Source organism: Rhizobium gallicum bv. gallicum R602sp, from assembly GCF_000816845.1.
In the GTDB taxonomy this organism is placed as follows: domain Bacteria; phylum Pseudomonadota; class Alphaproteobacteria; order Rhizobiales; family Rhizobiaceae; genus Rhizobium; species Rhizobium gallicum.
On sequence record NZ_CP006880.1, the window covers coordinates 2,237,931 to 2,256,129 of the forward strand.

The following is an 18,199-nucleotide window of genomic DNA, read 5'->3' on the forward strand; positions in this document are numbered from 1 at the left end:
ATCAATATTCCGGATAAGGCATCGTCATGAGACGGGCGACCTGCGGCCAGGCTTGATCCTCGCCGCAAAGCCTCAGGCAGGCCCAGGCAGTCGCCAGATTGCTGCTGACCACCGGCTTGCCGATCTTCCGTTCGATCCTGCCTGCGACCTGGGCGGCACGCAGCGCCGTACAGGAGATGAACAGGGCATCGGAGGCTGGCGCAGTGGCGTCAAGTGCAAGCGCCGCGATCTCGTCCGGCGCAATGCGCGCCATCTCGCGGTCGTCGGTGAACCCAAGGCAGGTGAATCGGTCTATTTCGAAGCCGAGCTCTGCAAAATAGTCCGCCATCGGCCTGCTTGTTTCGACGGTGTAGGGCGTCAGGACCGATATTCTTTTTGCGCCGAAGGCGCGCAGGGCGTCGACCGCTGCCGCCGTTGGCGTGACGACCGGCACGCCGGGCTTTGCAGCAGCGATTGCAGCCTCGACCCTGGCATCACCGATGACGACCGATGCCGACGTGCATGAATAGATGATCGCATCGAGCGGTTCGCCTGGCAGGATGAGACCTGCTCCTGCCGTCAGCGAAGGCTGCATATTCAGGAGGTTTTCCGGCGTCGTCGGATTGGCGTAATGGATGCGGCTCACATAGACGCCGATGCGATTGCTCGCGACCATCCGCTGGAAGTCAACTTCCGTCGTATGGTCGGTTGCAAGGATCACAAGGCCCACGCGCTTTTCCAAGGGGCGCTCGTCCAGCCGCGGACGGCGGCTTGCCATCTGGATATCGATCATTGTCATCTCAGTCTTCCGTCCGAGCGTAACGCTCTTCGAGCCAGCGCAGCCCGATCACCGAGATCAGGCTGATCGCTAGGAAAAAGATACCGACCAGCGTCATCGGCTCGATATAGCGGTAGTTGCTGTTGGCGATGCTCTTGGCCTGGTTCATCAGTTCGAGCACCGTGATTGCCGAAAGCAGCGGCGTCTCCTTGAACATCGCGATGAAATAATTGGCGAGTGCCGGGATCATCGGAGGGATCGCCTGCGGCAGGATGATATGGATCCATGCCTGGCGGGTCGTGAGGTTCGTAGCCTTTGCCGCTTCCCACTGCCCACGCGGCACATTCTCGATGCCGGCGCGGTAGACTTCGGCGGTATAGGTCGCATAATGGAGGCCAAGGCCGATGACGCCGGCGACGAGGGGCGCAAGTCTGATGCCGATATCCGGCAGCACGTAGAAGATGAAGTAGAGCTGCACCAAAAGCGGCGTGCCGCGGATGAATTCGGAGAAGAAGCCGACGCCGCGCGATACCGCGGTGATCGGCGAACGCCGCAAAAGCGCGATCGCAAGGCCCAGGATGGCCGCAACCGCCGCACCGAGTACCGTCGCAAGGATGGTGATCTTGAAGCCTTCGATGAGCGTCGGCATGATCTGCCAGACGAAATCCCAGTCCCATTCCATCGATCTAGATCCTCATTCCGTCGAGACCGCGGCTCATGCGCCGCTCAAGCCAGCGCATCGCAGTCGAAATTGCCCAGGCCATCAGGAAGTAGAGAACGAGAATGGTCGCAAACGGTATCAGCGTATTGCCCGTCTGTGCCCGCACGACCTGCGCCTGGAACGTCAGATCCGTCAGCGAGATCAGCGAGACGACGGCGGTTCCTTTCAGAAGTTCGATCGCATTGTTGCAGAAGGTCGGCAGCATCAAGGGCAGCGCCTGCGGCAGGATGATGTAGCGCATGCGCTGGTAGCGCGACAGGTTGAGCGCGATGCAGGCTTCGCTCTGTTCGCGCCCGATCGCCTTGACGGCACCGCGAACGACTTCTGCCGCATAGGCGCCGACATTCAGTCCGAGAGCAAGAACGCCTGCCTGGAGCGGTGTCAGGGTGAGCCCGGCAAAGGGCAGCACGAAATAGACCCAGAAAAGCTGCACGAAGATCGAGGTGCCGCGAAAGAACTCGATATAGACTGTTGCAAGCGCCCGCACGGCGAAGAAGCGCGACAGCCGCGCAAGCCCAGCAACGAATGCCATGACAAGCGCCAATGCCGATCCCATGAGCGTGAGCTTAATGGTGACGAGCGCACCTTCCAGGATCAATGTGAGGTAGCCGGACCATACCGACATCTGGACGGGTCCCTTTCAGGAAATTGAGGAACCGGCTCCGCTCGTTGACGGAGCCGGACGTCCGCAGGCTTACTTTGCTGCGCAGAGCTTTTCGCGGCTGGTCGACATTGCGGCCGCGGCCGAGAAGCCGTAGGGCTCGATGATCTTTGCGAACTCGCCCGATTCCTTCATCTTCTTGAGCTCGACGTCATAGGCGTCGCGAAGGGCAACGTCCTGTTTGCGGAAGGCCGCACCATCGCAATAGACGGGCGCGCCCAAGACCGGTGCAACCGTCTCAAGGTTAGCATCATTGGCCTTGGCCATCAGATCGTGGATCGACAAAACCGGCAGGGAGTAGGCGTCGATGCGCCCATCCTGCAGCATCTTGATGCCGCTCTGGCCGTCCGGAACGACGATGACGCGATCGCGCGGCACGCCGGCCTCAAGCGCGAGCTTTTCTTCCGTGCCGCCGCCGGGTGCGCCGATCTTGGCATCCGCATTGTCGGCGATATCCTTATAGCTCTTGAGCTTCAGCGGGTTGCCCTTCTTGACGGCGAAGGCCTCCGCGTCGCAGAGCATCGGCTCCGAATAGGCGACAGCAGCACAACGCTCGGGCTTCATGAAGAGGCCGGCGGTGATCGCATCGTGGCGGCCAGCCTGCAGGCCCGGGATCATCGCGCCATATTCGGAAATCGAGGCGACGACTTCCTTGACGCCGAGGCGTTCGAAGATCACCCGTGCAACGTCGGGTGCAGCGCCCGACACCTTTCCGTCCGCGCCGACCGAGGTGAACGGCGGCTCGTTTGCGATGGCGATGCGGGCAAAGCCCTGCTCTTTCAGCTCTTCGAGATCGACGGCCTGTGCTGGCCCAATTGCTGCCGAAAGAAGTGCGGACAATGCGGCTGCACCTAGAAGAATTGTCTTTTTCATGTTCCCTGCTCCTGGTTTTCCTTGGATTATTGCTTGAGGCTGCATAGCGGTCAGATGCGATGTCCGGCCGCGATGATCTTGCGCAGGAAGGTTTGCGTCCGCTCCTGCGTCGGATTTCGGAAAATGTCGTTGGGACTGCCTTCCTCGACGATCTTGCCGCGGTCGAAAAAGAGCACGCGATCGGCAAAATCGTGGGCGAAGCCCATTTCGTGCGTGACGAGTAGCATCGTCATGTCGGTTTCCGACGCGAGGTGCTTCATGACGCTCAAGACCTCCTCGACGAGTTCGGGATCAAGCGCCGATGTCACCTCGTCGAAGAGCATGATCTTCGGTGACAACGCCAGCGCCCTGGCGATTGCGACACGCTGCTTCTGGCCGCCGGACAATTGGGCAGGAACGCTCTTGGCCTTGTCAGCCATGCCGACCATGTCCAGGAGTTCCATCGCCCGCTTTTGCGCATCCGCGCGCTTGATGCCTTTCGTCAGCATCGGCGCAAGCGTCACGTTGTCGAGGACACATTTGTGGGGAAACAGATTGAAGTGCTGGAAGACCATGCCGATCTTCTCACGCATGCGATGCAAGTGGCGCTCGTCTGCCGGGACAAGCTCCTTGCCGCGCGGCATGTGATAGAGCTGCTCGCCGTCGATCTCGATATGACCGCCGCTAATCGATTCAAGCGTCATCAGGATGCGCAGGATGGTCGTCTTTCCCGATCCGGACGGCCCGATCAGAGCCAGCTTCTCGCCCGGCATGACATTCATCGACAAGCCGTCGAGCACGGTCAGTGGACCGTACTTCTTGACGATGTTGTCGATGCGGATGATCGGCGCCGTCATTCATCTCTCCCTGTTGAGACAGGCAATGCACTAACGATGACGGCCGATCCAAATCATGTCAATTCGCAAAATAATATCATGACAATTATTCTGACGCTGCTCATTTCGCGAGCAGTAGCGTCAAATCGCAAGCAGCAGCGCCTCGGGATTTCCTTGCGCCAGAGATGCGACGACCCCAAGGCCGGTGCGCAATTCGTTTTCCGTGGTCGAGCCGAGTGAGATGCGCACGGCGGGCGTCCACCCCTGGTCGGCGGTCCTGAAAGAGGTGCCGGGCGCAATCGCGACGCCGCGCAGGCGGGCCTGCGACACGAAGGTTTCCTCCTGATGGGCCCCCGAAAGCGGCAGCCAGACGTGTAGGCTTTGGGGATGGGCGCGATAGGCAAGGCCCGTCAGCGTTTCTGCGGCGATCGCGTGTCGGCTCTTCAGCGCCTCGCGCTGCCACCTGACAAGCTCCAGCGCCGTGCCGTCGCTTACCCAGCGGGTGGCGATTTCGGCAATCGCCGGCGTCGCCATCCAGCTCGAAACGAGATGGCGGTTGGCAACGGCGGCGACGTAGCGGTCCGGCGCTGCGAGATAGCCGATGCGCAAGCCCGGTACGGTGATCTTCGTGAAGCTCGTGACATAGAGCGTGCGCTCCGGCGCAAAAGCGGCAATCGGCGGCGCGCGATCCTCCACCAGCGGACCCAGGATGTCGTTTTCGATGATCGCGATGTCGTGGCGCGCGGCGACATCGGCAAGCTGCTGCCGGCGCTTGGCGCTCATCAGGGCCGCCATCGGGTTGATGACGGACGGCTGCAGAAAGACCGCGCGAATCGGCCCCTTGCGGCAAGCCTCGTCGAGTGCTTCGGGGATCATGCCCTCCTCGTCAATGGCCAAACCTTCCAGATGAAGGCCGAGATAGGTGGAGAGCGGCACGAGTGTATGGTGGCTGATTGCTTCGGTCGCAACGGTGGAGCCAGGCGGGGCAACGCTCATCAGCGCGACGGTCATGCCGGAGGTCGCACCATTCGTCAGGCAGATATTCAGCGGAGAAACGTCCAGACCGCAGCGCGACAGCCAGTCCGCGGCAATGGCGCGGTGACGCGGAAAGACCATGTTCGGTCTGAAAGACAGGGCCGAACTTGATGGAAGATTCTCCGACAGCCAGGCGAAGGCTTGGCGCATTTTTTCAAGATGGAGCTGCTCGCAGACCGGCTTGAGGATCGAAAGGTCGATCACCTCCCCGAGCCGCTCGGGCAGGTAGGGCGGTTCGGGCTCGCGCGGCTGCGTCTGCACGAAGCTGCCGCGACCGATCTCCCCCGCTATCAGCCCGCGTCGGATCAATTCGTCGTAGGCCCGGCTCACCGTCTGCACGGAAAGCTGCAGGTCGTCGGCCATCTTTCGATGCGGCGGCAGCCGGTCACCGTCCGAAAGCTTTCCGTCGGCAATCGCGCGGGCAATCTGCTCGGCAAGCGAAAGATAAGCCGGCCGTCGAAGCTGGGAGGGATCGGGGCGCCAATTTGTCATGATATAAACACTGGTGAAAATCAGTTCAATTGACAATGGCAAAATGCGCTCCCATTGTCTTTTCCTCACCTTTGGAATGATTTGCGCAGCCGGGAATGCCATGAAACTCGACGCCATCGATCTGCGTATCCTCGACGCCATTCAGCGTGACGGACGCATCACCAAGCTGGCGCTTGCCGAAAAGGCCGGCCTGTCGCCGACACCTTGCTGGATGCGGCTTAGAAAACTGGAAAAGGCAGGCATCGTTACCGGCTACCATGCCCGCGTCGCGCTTCGCCGGATCGCCCCAGTTGCGAGCGTCATGGTGGAAGTGGCGCTCGCCAATCATCGCCAGAGCGACTTCGAGCGCTTCGAACGCGTGATTGCGACCATTCCGGAAGTCATCGGCTGCTGGTCGGTCGGCGGGGGGATCGACTATTTCCTGAAGATTGCAGCACCCGACATAGACGCCTACCAGCGGCTGATCGATGACCTGCTTGACCGGGAACTCGGCATCGAGCGCTATTTTACCTATATTGTCACGAAGACGGTGAAGGACGAGACGGTCCTTCCCGTTGGCGCTTTGATTGGTCGACCGTGAACGATCTTAAATCGACGGCCACCCGTATAGGCTGGATGTGAGTGAGCATCGGCAGCTCAGTCCTCAGCCACCAGACCCGCTCGCAACGGAAGCGGTTTCGATCATCTGCGATGCGATGAAGGCCGACAAAGTGGTCGGCGCCTCATGCCTGGTAGCGTCCACGCGGGCGAGCATTGTCGTTGCGCCACGGGCGAGAGCATTGATGGGATGGAACCGTAAGCCTGTGCAGGTGTTATGAGCTGACAAGCAAGTGTTTGCTCAACTCAATAGGGGATTTCCATGAATAATCTCATTTGGCTTGTCGGCGCAGTTGTCATCGTAATCGCGATTTTGAGTTTCTTCGGCCTTCGCTGATCGCAGCCGTCGGTGATGTGCTGCGGTTCAACCACGCCATTGCCGGCGTGCGGCAGCCTGCCGCGCGCACCGGCGTAGTGGCTGCCGGCTCATTTAAAACGGTGACGATAGGCGAAGGTTCAATCTCTGGCAGCCCACGGCGTCTGGGCCCGGCCAGGTAGCGAGGTCTCGACGGTCCAATTCAAAAGAGCAAAGCCGCTGCTGGCGGCCTTTGAAGTGTCGTCTGCTTGATACCCGGTTCTCCCCTTGAAGTGGTGTGTATCACCGTCCTCAGCTCGTCATTACCCGATGACCCAACCCCATGTCGGATTGTCATGCGCAAACCGGTGCGTAGACAGATCAGCCGCGGCACGCCGCAGCCTTAGTCAATCTCTCTCTTCTGGCCATCGGCAATGGACAATTTCTCGCCTCCGCCTGTGGGAGACTTACCCGTCGGCAATGAGGAGATAAATCATGACCGCGGTTTTTGCCCGCCCCGATTTCCACAATGCGCTTTCACGCCTCAAGGACAGGCATCTCCTGCGTAATCTCGCCTATATCGGCGGACGCTGGTCGGCGGGAGACGCCGGCAAGAGTTTCGAAGTCACCGATCCTGCTTCTGGAACAACAGTCGCCTGGGTAGCAAGTCTTGGGGCGGACGAGACGGCAACGGCGATCGGCGCGGCAGCGCGGGCAATGCCGGCCTGGCGCGCCATGCTGCCGCAGCACCGGGCAAAAATCCTGCGCAACTGGTTCGAGCTGATCCTGGTATCAAAGGAAGATCTCGCCTTGATCATGACGCTCGAGCAGGGCAAGCCGCTTTCGGAATCCTTGGGCGAGATCGATTATGCCGCCTCGTTCGTGGAATGGTACGGTGAGGAAGGCAAGCGGCTGAATGCCGAAAACGTCACCAGCCACCTTTTGGACGCTGAGATGATCGTCCGCCGCGAGGCGCTCGGTGTCGTCGGTATCGTCACGCCGTGGAACTTTCCGTCCGCCATGATCACGCGCAAGGCTGCGGCGGCACTTGCTGCCGGCTGCACCGTCGTTGCCCATCCCTCATCCGAGACCCCGCTTTCGGCACTCGCACTTGCCGAGCTCGGCGAGCGCGCCGGGATTCCGGCGGGCGTGTTCAATGTTGTCACCGGTGATGCGGCAACCATCGTCGGCCGCATGTGCGAGGACGAGCGCATCAGGGCGATGAGCTTCACCGGCTCGACCGGGATCGGCAAGCTCATTGCCGCTCAATGCGCGTCAAGCATGAAAAGGCTGGTAATGGAGCTTGGCGGACATGCACCACTTATCATATTCGACGATGCCGACATCGAGCGTGCGGCCAGAATTGCCATCGACGCCAAGTTCGCCACGTCGGGCCAGGATTGCCTGGCTGCCAACCGCATCTTCGTGCACCGCTCAATTGCCGATCGCTTCGCTGAGGCATTTGCACGCCACATCAAAGCATTGAGAGTGGCAGACGGCCTTTCGGCGAATGCCGATATCGGCCCGCTGATGCACGAACGTGCCATCGTCAAGGTCGAGGAACAGGTCTGCGATGCACTGAAGCGCGGAGCCAAACTGATCACCGGCGGTAAACGTCACGTCGCCGGCCGACTGTTCTTCGAACCGACGCTGCTGACAGACGTTCCTGCCGATGCTCTCATCATGCGCGAGGAGACCTTTGGCCCCGTGGCAGGCATCAGCGTCTTCGACACGGAAGACGAAGTGATCGCAAAGGCGAATGCCACCGAATACGGTCTCGTCGCCTATGTCGTCACGGAGAATGGCGCCCGGCAGATGCGCCTTGGACGTGCGCTCGAATACGGCATGGTGGCGATCAACCGGGTGAAAATCACCGGCGGTCCCATTCCTTTCGGCGGCTGGAAACAATCCGGGCTTGGGCGCGAGGGCTCAAGGCACGGCATCGAAGCTTTCACCGAGCTTAAATACCTCTGCATCGACACGGCCGCCTGAGGCCCTCCCGTTTAACATCAAGGACAATGCCATGCTGGAACGAAGCAACGAACTCAACGCCTGGGACCGGGATCATTTCTTCCATCCCTCCACTCATATGGGCATGCACGCACGTGGCGAGACGCCGACGCGGGTGATCGGCAACGGTGAAGGTGTCTACATCACCGATACGAGCGGCCGCTCCAGTCTCGATGCCTTTGCCGGACTTTACTGCGTCAATGTCGGCTACGGCCGGCAGAAAATCGCCGATGCGATCGCCGAACAGGCAAAGAACCTTGCCTACTATCACGCTTATGTCGGCCATGGCACGGAAGCATCGATCAGGCTGTCGAAGATGATCATCAACCGCGCGCCCGAAGCCATGAGCCGCGTCTACTTCGGCCTTTCAGGGTCCGATGCGAACGAGACGAACATCAAGCTCATCTGGTATTACAACAACATCCTCGGCCGTCCGGACAAGAAGAAGATCATCTCGCGCTGGCGCGGTTATCACGGATCGGGTGTCATGACAGGTTCGCTAACGGGGCTCGAAGTTTTCCACAAGGCTTTCGACCTGCCGCGCGCGCCCATTCTCCACACGGAAGCTCCTTATTATTTCCGCCGCCCCGACCGATCGATGGACGAGGAGCGGTTTTCGCAATTTTGCGCCGACAAGCTGGAGGAGATGATCCTTGCCGAAGGTCCGGAAACAATTGCCGCCTTCATCGGCGAACCAATCCTCGGGACAGGCGGTATCGTTCCGCCGCCCGCCGGATACTGGCAGCAGATCCAGGCCGTGCTGGAAAAGTATGATATCCTCCTGATTGCAGATGAGGTGGTGACCGGTTTCGGCCGCTTGGGCACGATGTTCGGCTCGGACCACTACGGCATGAGGCCGGACCTGATCACCATCGCCAAGGGCCTCACCTCGGCCTATGCGCCGCTTTCCGGTACGATCGTTTCCGACAGGGTCTGGCAGGTGCTCGTCCAGGGCTCCGATCAGATGGGGGCGATTGGTCATGGCTGGACCTACTCCGCACATCCGATCTGCGCCGCCGCTGGGATTGCCAACCTGGAACTGATCGATGAGCTCGATCTCGTGAGGAATGCCGGCGAGACCGGCGCCTATTTTCGCTCGGAACTGGCAAAGGCCGTCGGCGGTCACAAGAACGTTGGTGAGGTGCGTGGAGACGGGTTGATGGCGGCTGTTGAGTTTGTTGCAGATCGGGACGATCGCAAGTTCTTCGATCCCTCGCAAAAAATCGGTCCGCAGGTGGCCGCTGCGCTGCTGGAGCGTGGCGTGATAGGCCGCGCCATGCCGCACGGCGACATCCTCGGTTTTGCGCCGCCGCTTTGTTTGACCCGGGGCGAGGCCGATACTGTGGTCAAGGCTGCCGCCGAAGCCATCGACAGCGTCTTCAAATCCGTCTGAAGGAGTGTGAGATGACCGTTGTTCCGAAGACGATGGCAGCCGTACAACTCGTCGGTCATGGCGGGCTCGACAAGCTGGTCTATAACGGGTCCACCCCTGTCCCGATCCCGGACGCAGGCGAAGTGCTCATCAAGGTCACGGCCTGCGGCATGAACAACACCGACGTCTGGGTCCGCCAGGGCGCCTACGGCACCGAAGACGACCCGTCGGCCGTCTCCACCTGGCGCAGGAAGGGCAATACTCTGACGTTTCCGCGCATCCAGGGGACGGATGCTGTCGGCCATATCGTCGCGGTTGGCGCCGGCATCGACGCAAAACGGATCGGCGAGCGGGTGATGGTCGATTTCTCGATCTATAATCGAAAAGACGATAGCCTTGCCGACATCGACTATATGGGTCATGGCCGAGATGGCGGTTATGCCCAATACATGGCGCTGCCTGCGGAAAATGCCCATGTCGTCGATACCGATCTCACCGATATCGAGCTTGCGACCTTCTGCTGTGCCTATCTGACCGGAGAACGGATGCTTGAGCGGGCGCGGCTTTCTGCGGGCGAACTCGTGCTGGTGACGGGGGCATCGGGCGGTGTCGGATCGGCGATTATCCAGCTCGCAAGAGCACGCGGCGCAATCCCGATTGCGATCGCCGGGCCTGGCAAGGAGCAGGCTGTGCTGGATATCGGCGCAGAATCAGTCGTCACCCGCGGCGATGGTGATCTCGTCGAAGCCGTCGATCGGGCCTCAGCCGGCCGGCCGATCGACGTCGTGGCCGATCTCGTCGCCGGATCGATGTTCAACGATCTTTTGAAGATCCTGCGTCCCGAGGGCCGCTATACGACGGCCGGTGCGATCGGCGGGCCGGTGGTTCAGCTCGACTTGCGGACAATGTACCTGAAGCAACTGGAGTTGCATGGATCGAGCCAGGGTACGCGCACCGACTTCCGTCGGCTCGTCCGCTATATCGAGGACAAGAAAATCCGGCCGCTCGTCGGCGGCGTCTATCCGTTATCGGATTTCCATCGGGCTCAGACGGACTTCATGGCCAAGAACTTCATCGGAAAGCTCGTCGTCGTCCCCGACTAATCGAGATTTGCGGTCTGGACCCGGCGCCCGCAGCTCTCGCTCTCGGCGCCGGCCGCTCCAATTATGATTTGCCCGCAGCGCTGTCACATGGCTGGGACGAATTTCCAAAACACTCCTTCCTGGCGATCCGTATAATACTTGAATTCGCACTCAAACTTCCGGCCGTAGGCTTTGGCAGCCTGCAGGCATTGGTCGCTGACGGGGTTCATCCCTGTATCAGGGGCAAACCAGTCCTCAAGCAGATCGTCCGGCACATATGTGCCGACGCGCAGCGGAAGAGTGGCGAGTACAACGTCCATTTCATCTGGCACCATGATCAAAGCCTCCTTTTCGGATTAACCGCGGTCGGATGAACCGGTTCCATGCTGCCTTTCACTACATCCCGCAGACCGCATCATGTCAACGAAACCAGCACCCTGACCGGCTTTGGCGGCCACCTTTCGACACTCCTCGGGACCATTGCGGCGTCGGCGGGCGCCCGCGGGTGACATCAGCATCGTCGAGCGACCGCACCAGCGTGAATTCCTGATGCGTAAACCGATGCGAATGCGTTTCGAACGACGCCAAGGACATGCTGCTTCATACCGCCGTCAAGATGAAAAGGTCGTGGTCGAGGACGCCGTCGCTAGGTCCCGACAGCACAGACATTTCAGCTCGATGCGCCCTCGATCCCGTCAGCTCTTTAGCGAAAATCGCCTCAAGGCTTGCGCTTCGCATCTGTCTCGCCCTAACGTTCCGGCGACTGCAGGATGTCGCGCGGGTTCGTACACGTCGTTGGCTGCGGAAATTGGCATCTGACGACAAGCAGGCCTACAGCCTTTGAACAGCCCGTCGGCACTGGCTGCATCTATCCTGAGATTCAATTCCCTTGATGAACATGGGGTGCCTTGATGAACATGGGGCGGTTCAGGGGCATGAAGGTTCCTGACCTCGTTGATCGCCCGAAATCGTCTTCCTCGAACTGCCGGAATTACCCATAGTGGCCACGCAGTTTCTCCAGGCGTCACATTCGGTTTTAGCTGCGTCATGTAATCACAACGAGATCGGTCCATTAAGACCTGAAGAAGGGGCATCGGCAGCGATGACGTATCTGAAAAATGGAGTGCTAATCGCAGCCGTGATGCTGGTTGCATTGATAACGTCCTTGCCGCCGGCTTTTGCCCAAGATTGTGAGCAAGAAACGTTCGAGGAGGCGCGATACATTGTTTGCACCCTGGAACCGGGGAAAGCAGAGCTGCGATTATTCTGGAAGGATATCGATGGCAAGCCTTACCGTTACTTCTCGAGCGTCGCCGACGCCGTAGGAAAAGAGGGACGAGCGCTGACATTCGCGATGAACGCAGGGATGTACCGCGCCGATTTTTCTCCGATGGGACTTTATGTCGAGGCTGGCCGAGAACTACGACCCGCCAATACGGCCGGGGGTGAAGGCTCAGCCGGTCCTCTGCCAAATTTCTATAAGAAACCGAACGGCGTGTTCTTTTTTGGCGACACAAGGGCTGGAATTCTCCCGACAGATCAATTTTTGAAGCATCGCCTCAAGGTGCGGTTCGCCACCCAGTCTGGTCCAATGCTTGTCATTCAGAACAAGCTGCACCCGGCCCTGATTTTAGGGTCGACCGACCGAACCCGTCGGAGCGGCGTGGGAGTCTGTGGCGGTGGCACCGTTCGCCTTGCCGCAAGCGACGACACGGTGAATTTCTATGATTTTGCGCGCCTGTTCCGCGATCATCTGAAATGCCCAAATGCCTTGTTTCTCGACGGTGGACGAGGAGTGGGAATTTACAACCCGAAGATGGGTCGCCATGACAGATCCTGGCATGGCGGGTTCGGCCCGATCCTTGGAGTTGTACAGTAACGCCACGAACAGCTACGTCTACGCGTGCGGTGTGCCCCCGATACATTTGGAGAGAATCTCGACAATGACGGCGAGCGGCGCAGTGGCGTCGATTACGACACCATACTTAGGAACATCCTCTTTCGTTGCATGCAATCGCGCAATCAGTACCGTTCGGCAGGTCGACTGCCAAACTCGCCTCCTGGTCTCCCGGCAAGCCGCCGGTTCAACGTGTCGAGATCGACGTCGAGAACGAAAACCCCGTCTAACAGATCAATAAAGCGGGAGAAATTTCGAGAACCGCCGCAGAAGAAGGAGATCGAGTTGCGTTAATCAGCGACCACGGATGTGACTTTATCTATATCCCAGATGTGGTGCTCGTGCTCCCATGTGACACTGTCCGTCACGGTCTCGTGAGCAAGCCCATCCAGCGGTTCACAAGTCTCGGAATCGCCTACATAAGACAACTCCCGGTCCCCGTGGATGACGTGGTAACCGCGCCGCCGCAGTTCTTCAGCCACCGTGGTTTTGCCGGTGCCGGAAACGCCTTCGATTAAATAGTTTCTTACACCCATTTTTCGCTCTCATTGATCCGTCCCTCATCGGCCGTCAGGTGTGACGGCGCGATTGCCTTAACACGCCTGCCCCCTCTGAAACGCCGACGAGCACCCAGGCGCGCCAGCGGGCATGAGTGGCGCTCGGTCGCTACAGTTCTGACGGCCACTTGCCGCCAAATACCTCATACGCGGGATCGTCGACCGTAGGTCCGTTTGTGGCGCGAGGGCGATCGGCTTCCGCCGGTGGTTTGCTGATCGTAGTTCGGTCTGCTCGGCAATCCGCAAGGCGTCGTCAACTTCTACGCCGAGGTAGCAAACTGTGCTTTCGAGCCAATTGCGGTCAGTAACCCGGAAACGGCATCCGATCATAGCCAAATCGCCGTTTCTTCCTTGGCGGTTCGGATGATCATCATGGTGAAGAAGCGGGCAACGTTGGTCTGGTCGCGAAACAGCCTCTCGCAGAGGGCGTCGAATTCTTCCATGTCGCGCAGGAGCAGCATCAGAACGACATCGGTTTCGCCCGTCACGGCATAGGCCTGTGAAACGGCCTCTTCGGAAACTGCGATTTTCAGAAAGCGGCGCATATGCTGCTCGCCGTGCAGCTTCAACTCGACCGTAATCAGGGCCTTGATCCTGCGTTCGGCTTTGGTGGGATTGAGGATCGCGACAATTCTGTCGATGATGCCTGATTTGCGCAGTCGCTGCACACGGCGCAGACAACTGGACGGCGACAGGCCCACTTCCTCGGCCATGTCGACATTGGTGCGCGAGGCGTCGCGCTGCATCAGATTCAAAAGCTTCCGGTCGATCCGATCCATTCTCGCAGCCTATCCGTCAATCACGCCTTTGCAATAAAATTGCTCAGATCCGCAATCATTGACCACAAATTCGAAGCGGCCGGGGCTAGCACATTGAGGCTATTGTACCGGAGGTCTCGTATGCCGTTCTTGATGCCCATTTTACGCAAAACCCGCGAAACACTCGAAATTTATTGGGAGCTTGTCCGGATCATGGTTCCCATCACGGTCCTGACGGAGTTGTTGGCGAGGATGGGAGTGATCAAGGCCGTGGCGCCCGCGTTTGCGCCTGTCATGGACCTGGTTGGCCTGCCCCCGGAATTTGGGCTGGCCTGGCTGACGGGAATGCTCGTCGGAATATGGGGCGCCATCCCGCTCATTTTTACGCTGGTTCCCACATCCTCGCTGAGTGTCGCGGACATCACGGTTTTTTCGGCGCTCATCCTCTTCGCGCATGGCCTGCCGATCGAGCAGAAGATCATTCAGAAGGCGGGACCGGGGATGATGGCAACGACGCTGCTGCGCATCTTTGGCGGCTTGCTCTACGCCTTTCTCCTGCATCATGTTCTGCTGGCCACGGGGTGGTTGTCGGCTCCCGCCAACCCGACCTGGATCCCGATGAGCGCCACGGTCGGTTGGCCCGAGTACTTCCATGCTCTCGGCGAGACCATGATCTGGATGCTTGCAATCCTTGTCGTTCTGTCCTGGAGCCTTGAGCTCCTGCGCGCGACCGGGCTGCTGGAACTGATGGTGAAGGCTCTATCGCCCATATTGCGCCTTGCCGGCATCCGCGGCGAAGCAGAGAAGCTCACCGCTGTCGGATTGTTCCTAGGGATTTCCTACGGTGCCGGTCTTCTGATCCGCGAGGCGCGGTCGGGCGGAATATCACCGCACCAGATCTTTCTGTCATGCGTGTTCATGGGCTTCGCACATAGCGTGATTGAGGACACGATCTTGATGATCTCGCTTGGCGCCGATGTCTATGGCGTTCTTGGAGGTCGTCTGGCCTTTGCCGTAGCGGCAACCGCAGCGATTGGCGCTCTGCTTGGCCGTCAGTCTAATGAGAAATTCTTTGCGCGAATATTTCGGCTGCCACACGCCCAGTCAAAAGGCGGCTAAGCTATTGCCTGCAGCGACTGCTCTGGACTCTTTCCCGCCGAGCCGTCGTCCCCTGTCGGCCTGAAGCGGCGATGCAAAAGAGCGGAGAGCCCGCACATCAACCGGTCACATCGCCATCAAGCCGGATAATGCTTTCATTGGTCTGGGCAGCTAGCTTCAGGAACCTGACCTTTCCTTTCCACGCCTGATGCTTGCGTCTCTATAGCCGCGGAATACGTAGAACGTCGCATCGCCATCGTCTTCGAACTGATGGAGGAATTCGAGTGGTACGCCTTCCTCAAAGACCCAGCTCGGCTCGATGTTGTAACCGACGCCCACCTTCGTCATGCGCGCCATGACCCGGCCATCCGGATCGGTCAGCGAGATCTGGTCCTCACCGGTCTTGTCCATTTCATCCGGCAGCGCCTTGTGGCGATCCCGCTTGCCTTTGATTGCCGCGATCTTCTCCCCGAGTTTGCCATCGCCGCGGCCGGAACCGCCGCCATTGCTGCTGGCTTTCTCCTCTTCCGCATCGCCCTCATCGAGCCGCTTCATGTAATCGGCCAGTTTCTCATCGGCTTCTTTAATGGACGTCGTCAACGCTGCCCGTGTGAAGTTGCGGTCCCTGTTGTTCACCGCCTTGATGCGCGTGCCATCCACCGCCAGAAGCTCTCGCCCGAACAGATCTCGCTGCCGGCACAGAATGACGAACTCCCGGAACACCTCCTTGAAGGCCGACCAGTTCACGCGGCGGAAATCGGCGATGGTGCGGAAGTCGGGCTTCAGATGCCGCAGCAGCCAGATCACCTCGATGTTGCGATGCGCCTCAGCCTCTATCCGCCGGCTCGACCGAACCCGGTTGATGTATCCGTAAACCTACAGCTTCAAAACGTCGGCCGGATCATAACCCGGACGGCCGGTCTCCTTCGCAGCCACCCGCACAAAGCCTGCGGCAGCAAGATCGAGCCCATCAACGAAAGCTTCGATGCGAGAAGCAGCAATTGCGCGCAATCTGTTCCTGAAAGATGTGCCATGGCAAATATTACCACAGCTCTGGAATCCGCACCGGAGCTTTGATCCGTCTCCAGAATTAATTTGACTGGAGGGCAATTAACCCCGCTGCCGTTGGACGGAAACCGCATTTGCGATAAAACGGCTCAAGGTGAGGCTCAAAATCGACATGAAGCCAACGAGCGCCTTTTTGTCGAGCCAGCGCTATTGCCTTCTCAACAAGACGAGTTGCGATGCCGAGCCTACGGTAGTCGGGATGAACGCATGTATCGAGAATGAATGCGTGGGTTCCACCGTCCCATGCTACATTCACAAACCCAATAATTATATCGCCATCATAGACACCGATATGGCCGAGACTGCGTGAGAGCATATCAGCGAGCGAGGCTGGCGCAGGCGCTCCCCATGCAGCGGACCAGAGAGGATTCAAATCGGCGGAGGAAGGGTGAGGGTTTATCTTATACTCCAAGATCAACACACTCCCTGCATATCACTTCCGGTATTTGCAATATACCCGTTTTCGGCATCAGATATACGCGTAGTTTTCAGACAGTCTGCAGGATTTGTGCGGCGAACCATCCTCGTGGAAGGGCAGCACCGGCCTACAGTGGCTTTCGGAAGAACACGACGCGCTGTGTCTCCTCAAATCCTAAAGCGGTATGGAGCGCATGGCTGGCTGAATTCTCAAGCAGCGCGTCAGAGCCAAACTCAACACACCCAAGCGACTTCCCCCAATCGGCAACGGCATTGCGAAGCAATCGCGCGATACCTTTTCGCCTGTCAACGGGCCGGACATAAATTCCTTCGAGGAATAGAACGGGCGAGCTGCTGCATCCATTCACATAATCATGTCGCAAAGTGGCCTCAGCAAACCCGACAGCTTCATTCGCAGCATTTCGAGCGATGAACGCGACGGCTTCTCCACTTTCTGAAAGAAACGCCCGGCACAACTCAACTCGATGATCTTCGAGCGAGTGATGCGGCCACAGCGCAACGCGAAGCTCCGCCCACGACTCCCCAATCTCGATAATCGATTCCATATTGTGGTTCTCTCGAGAAATTCCCGATTAAAGCGACACTTGTTTTCCTGACTTTTGCAACGTCGCAGAATAGACGGTTTTGCGATGCCGCCAATGTCTGCTGTTGGCGGATATTGTTGATTTAGTCGGTGGTTGATCGGTTAGTGCGGTCGTGATTCACTCTCGTTACTGCTTCGAGAGGAGAGCGCAACGATGATGGGGATGCAGTCGGAACCGGCGCAATTGTTTTACGATTTCTGCCTGGATGATCACCTCCCCGACGAACATATGCTGCGCGGCATCGATCGTTTCCTCGACTGCGGCGATATCCGCAGAGAGATGAAGCCATTTTACAGCTCAATTGGCCGGCCTTCGATTGATCCAGAGCTGATGATCCGGATACTGCTCGTTGGCTATTGCATGGGCATTCGTTCTAAGCGGCGTCTGTGCGACGAGGTCCATCTCAACCTTGCCTATCTCTGGTTCTGCAAACTCGGTCTCGACGGCAAAGTGCCTGACCACTCGACCTTCTCACGCAACCGCCATGGCCGCTTCCGCGACAGCGATCTTCTCCGTCATCTGTTTGAGACTGTCGTCAAGCGATGCATGTCAGAGGGCCTGGTGCGTGGCGAGGGCTTTGCCGTGGACGCAAGCCTGATCGCCGCCGACGCTAACAAGCAGCGCTCTGTTTCCGGTGAGGAGTGGGCCGCGCCAAACGACGAGGATGCCGCGCGTGCGGTCAGGGAATATCTGGAAAAGCTGGATGATGCCGCCTTTGGAGCGGCCTCGGAGGTGACGCCGAAGTTCATCTCTGCTGCCGATCCGGCCGCGCAATGGACCGGGGCGCACAAGGGCCATGCCTTCTTCGCCTATGCCACCAATTATCTGATCGACACCGACAATGCCGTCATCCTGGATGTCGAGGCTAGTCGTGCCATCCGCCAGGCCGAGGTCGGCGCTTCCCGCACCATGATCGAGAGGACAGAGACAAGCCTTGGGCTCAAGCCAGAATGGCTTGTGGCCGACACCGCTTATGGATCGTTCCCAAACATGGGGTAATCGCGGCGCGATCGCCCCAGGCCATTTTTATAAGATGATGGCTGGCGGGGGTGGTTGCCCCCGATAAGATGGTAAAACGGGCTCACGATT

Annotated in this window: 16 protein-coding genes and 3 pseudogenes; 7 read left to right on the forward strand and 12 right to left on the reverse strand. The window is 59.0% G+C overall.

The window, feature by feature from the left end; translation table 11 throughout:
* Window position 1 precedes the first annotated feature (1 nt).
* The 6 genes from eutA to ehuR form a co-directional block, all read right to left on the reverse strand.
* A complete protein-coding gene (gene eutA / locus RGR602_RS33700) occupies window positions 2–778 on the reverse strand; it encodes an ectoine utilization protein EutA (RefSeq protein WP_040116236.1) in 777 nt (258 codons plus the stop codon).
* 1 nt (window position 779) lies between these two features.
* On the reverse strand, window positions 780–1,439 hold the full coding sequence (ehuD, locus tag RGR602_RS33705) for an ectoine/hydroxyectoine ABC transporter permease subunit EhuD (protein WP_040116237.1): 660 nt from the start codon (window positions 1,437–1,439) through the stop codon (window positions 780–782).
* Between the two features lie 4 nt (window positions 1,440–1,443).
* Window positions 1,444–2,103 carry an ectoine/hydroxyectoine ABC transporter permease subunit EhuC gene (ehuC, locus tag RGR602_RS33710; protein ID WP_040116238.1) on the reverse strand — a complete coding sequence of 220 codons (660 nt, stop codon included), beginning with the start codon at window positions 2,101–2,103 and terminating at the stop codon, window positions 1,444–1,446.
* 69 nt (window positions 2,104–2,172) lie between these two features.
* Complete coding sequence (gene ehuB, locus RGR602_RS33715) at window positions 2,173–3,012, reverse strand: ectoine/hydroxyectoine ABC transporter substrate-binding protein EhuB (RefSeq protein WP_040116239.1); 840 nt, start codon at window positions 3,010–3,012, stop codon at window positions 2,173–2,175.
* A 50-nt stretch (window positions 3,013–3,062) separates the two neighbouring features.
* On the reverse strand, window positions 3,063–3,848 hold the full coding sequence (gene ehuA, locus RGR602_RS33720; protein WP_040116240.1) for an ectoine/hydroxyectoine ABC transporter ATP-binding protein EhuA: 786 nt from the start codon (window positions 3,846–3,848) through the stop codon (window positions 3,063–3,065).
* A gap of 120 nt (window positions 3,849–3,968) precedes the next feature.
* Window positions 3,969–5,354, reverse strand: a complete 1,386-nt coding sequence (gene ehuR, locus RGR602_RS33725; protein WP_052451941.1) for a MocR-like ectoine utilization transcription factor EhuR — start codon at window positions 5,352–5,354, stop codon at window positions 3,969–3,971.
* Window positions 5,355–5,454: 100 nt separating this feature from the next.
* Here ehuR and RGR602_RS33730 point away from each other — a divergent pair, with 100 nt between their 5' ends.
* The 4 genes from RGR602_RS33730 (at window position 5,455) to RGR602_RS33745 (ending at window position 10,731) form a co-directional block, all read left to right on the forward strand.
* Entirely contained in the window at window positions 5,455–5,934 is a 480-nt protein-coding gene (locus RGR602_RS33730) for an Lrp/AsnC family transcriptional regulator (protein ID WP_040116718.1), read from the forward strand.
* A gap of 807 nt (window positions 5,935–6,741) precedes the next feature.
* A complete protein-coding gene (locus RGR602_RS33735) occupies window positions 6,742–8,238 on the forward strand; it encodes an NAD-dependent succinate-semialdehyde dehydrogenase (protein WP_040116242.1) in 1,497 nt (498 codons plus the stop codon).
* 31 nt (window positions 8,239–8,269) lie between these two features.
* Window positions 8,270–9,649 carry an aspartate aminotransferase family protein gene (locus RGR602_RS33740; RefSeq protein WP_040116243.1) on the forward strand — a complete coding sequence of 460 codons (1,380 nt, stop codon included), beginning with the start codon at window positions 8,270–8,272 and terminating at the stop codon, window positions 9,647–9,649.
* 11 nt (window positions 9,650–9,660) lie between these two features.
* Window positions 9,661–10,731, forward strand: coding sequence for an alcohol dehydrogenase family protein (locus RGR602_RS33745; protein ID WP_040116244.1), 1,071 nt, complete (start codon window positions 9,661–9,663; stop codon window positions 10,729–10,731).
* Window positions 10,732–10,814: 83 nt separating this feature from the next.
* Here RGR602_RS33745 and RGR602_RS33750 read toward each other — a convergent pair whose 3' ends face one another.
* Entirely contained in the window at window positions 10,815–11,048 is a 234-nt protein-coding gene (locus RGR602_RS33750) for a hypothetical protein (protein WP_170250788.1), read from the reverse strand.
* A gap of 764 nt (window positions 11,049–11,812) precedes the next feature.
* On the opposite strand from RGR602_RS33750, the gene RGR602_RS33755 reads away from it, so the two are divergent.
* Window positions 11,813–12,589, forward strand: a complete 777-nt coding sequence (locus tag RGR602_RS33755) for a phosphodiester glycosidase family protein (protein WP_040116246.1) — start codon at window positions 11,813–11,815, stop codon at window positions 12,587–12,589.
* 18 nt (window positions 12,590–12,607) lie between these two features.
* Here RGR602_RS33755 and RGR602_RS33760 read toward each other — a convergent pair.
* A pseudogene (locus tag RGR602_RS33760) lies at window positions 12,608–13,143 on the reverse strand (AAA family ATPase).
* Between the two features lie 347 nt (window positions 13,144–13,490).
* Window positions 13,491–13,943 carry an Lrp/AsnC family transcriptional regulator gene (locus RGR602_RS33765; protein WP_040116247.1) on the reverse strand — a complete coding sequence of 151 codons (453 nt, stop codon included), beginning with the start codon at window positions 13,941–13,943 and terminating at the stop codon, window positions 13,491–13,493.
* A 120-nt stretch (window positions 13,944–14,063) separates the two neighbouring features.
* Between RGR602_RS33765 and RGR602_RS33770 the strand changes: the two genes are divergently transcribed.
* A complete protein-coding gene (locus RGR602_RS33770) occupies window positions 14,064–15,041 on the forward strand; it encodes a nucleoside recognition domain-containing protein (protein ID WP_040116248.1) in 978 nt (325 codons plus the stop codon).
* A 294-nt stretch (window positions 15,042–15,335) separates the two neighbouring features.
* On the opposite strand, the pseudogene RGR602_RS33775 reads toward RGR602_RS33770, so the two are convergent.
* The 3 genes and pseudogenes from RGR602_RS33775 to aac(6') form a co-directional block, all read right to left on the reverse strand.
* Window positions 15,336–16,054: pseudogene (locus RGR602_RS33775) on the reverse strand (transposase); the annotation flags it as partial.
* 56 nt (window positions 16,055–16,110) lie between these two features.
* Entirely contained in the window at window positions 16,111–16,503 is a 393-nt protein-coding gene (locus RGR602_RS36765; protein ID WP_082046780.1) for a GNAT family N-acetyltransferase, read from the reverse strand.
* A 130-nt stretch (window positions 16,504–16,633) separates the two neighbouring features.
* Window positions 16,634–17,071 carry an aminoglycoside 6'-N-acetyltransferase gene (gene aac(6') / locus RGR602_RS33785; protein WP_040116250.1) on the reverse strand — a complete coding sequence of 146 codons (438 nt, stop codon included), beginning with the start codon at window positions 17,069–17,071 and terminating at the stop codon, window positions 16,634–16,636.
* Window positions 17,072–17,263: 192 nt separating this feature from the next.
* Here aac(6') and RGR602_RS33790 point away from each other — a divergent pair.
* Window positions 17,264–18,097: pseudogene (locus RGR602_RS33790) on the forward strand (transposase); the annotation flags it as partial.
* Between the last annotated feature and the right edge of the window lie 102 nt (window positions 18,098–18,199).

Bases quoted from the DNA above. Each gene is read 5' to 3' on its own strand.
- ehuR (WP_052451941.1), bottom strand. From the start codon at position 5,354: ATGACAAATTGGCGCCCCGATCCCTCCCAGCTTCGACGGCCGGCTTAT.
- RGR602_RS33740 (WP_040116243.1), top strand. From the start codon at position 8,270: ATGCTGGAACGAAGCAACGAACTCAACGCCTGGGACCGGGATCATTTC.
- ehuC (WP_040116238.1), bottom strand. From the start codon at position 2,103: ATGTCGGTATGGTCCGGCTACCTCACATTGATCCTGGAAGGTGCGCTC.
- RGR602_RS33755 (WP_040116246.1), top strand. From the start codon at position 11,813: ATGACGTATCTGAAAAATGGAGTGCTAATCGCAGCCGTGATGCTGGTT.
- RGR602_RS33730 (WP_040116718.1), top strand. From the start codon at position 5,455: ATGAAACTCGACGCCATCGATCTGCGTATCCTCGACGCCATTCAGCGT.
- ehuA (WP_040116240.1), bottom strand. From the start codon at position 3,848: ATGACGGCGCCGATCATCCGCATCGACAACATCGTCAAGAAGTACGGT.
- ehuB (WP_040116239.1), bottom strand. From the start codon at position 3,012: ATGAAAAAGACAATTCTTCTAGGTGCAGCCGCATTGTCCGCACTTCTT.
- RGR602_RS33745 (WP_040116244.1), top strand. From the start codon at position 9,661: ATGACCGTTGTTCCGAAGACGATGGCAGCCGTACAACTCGTCGGTCAT.
- RGR602_RS33770 (WP_040116248.1), top strand. From the start codon at position 14,064: ATGCCGTTCTTGATGCCCATTTTACGCAAAACCCGCGAAACACTCGAA.
- RGR602_RS33765 (WP_040116247.1), bottom strand. From the start codon at position 13,943: ATGGATCGGATCGACCGGAAGCTTTTGAATCTGATGCAGCGCGACGCC.
- RGR602_RS33735 (WP_040116242.1), top strand. From the start codon at position 6,742: ATGACCGCGGTTTTTGCCCGCCCCGATTTCCACAATGCGCTTTCACGC.
- ehuD (WP_040116237.1), bottom strand. From the start codon at position 1,439: ATGGAATGGGACTGGGATTTCGTCTGGCAGATCATGCCGACGCTCATC.
- eutA (WP_040116236.1), bottom strand. From the start codon at position 778: ATGACAATGATCGATATCCAGATGGCAAGCCGCCGTCCGCGGCTGGAC.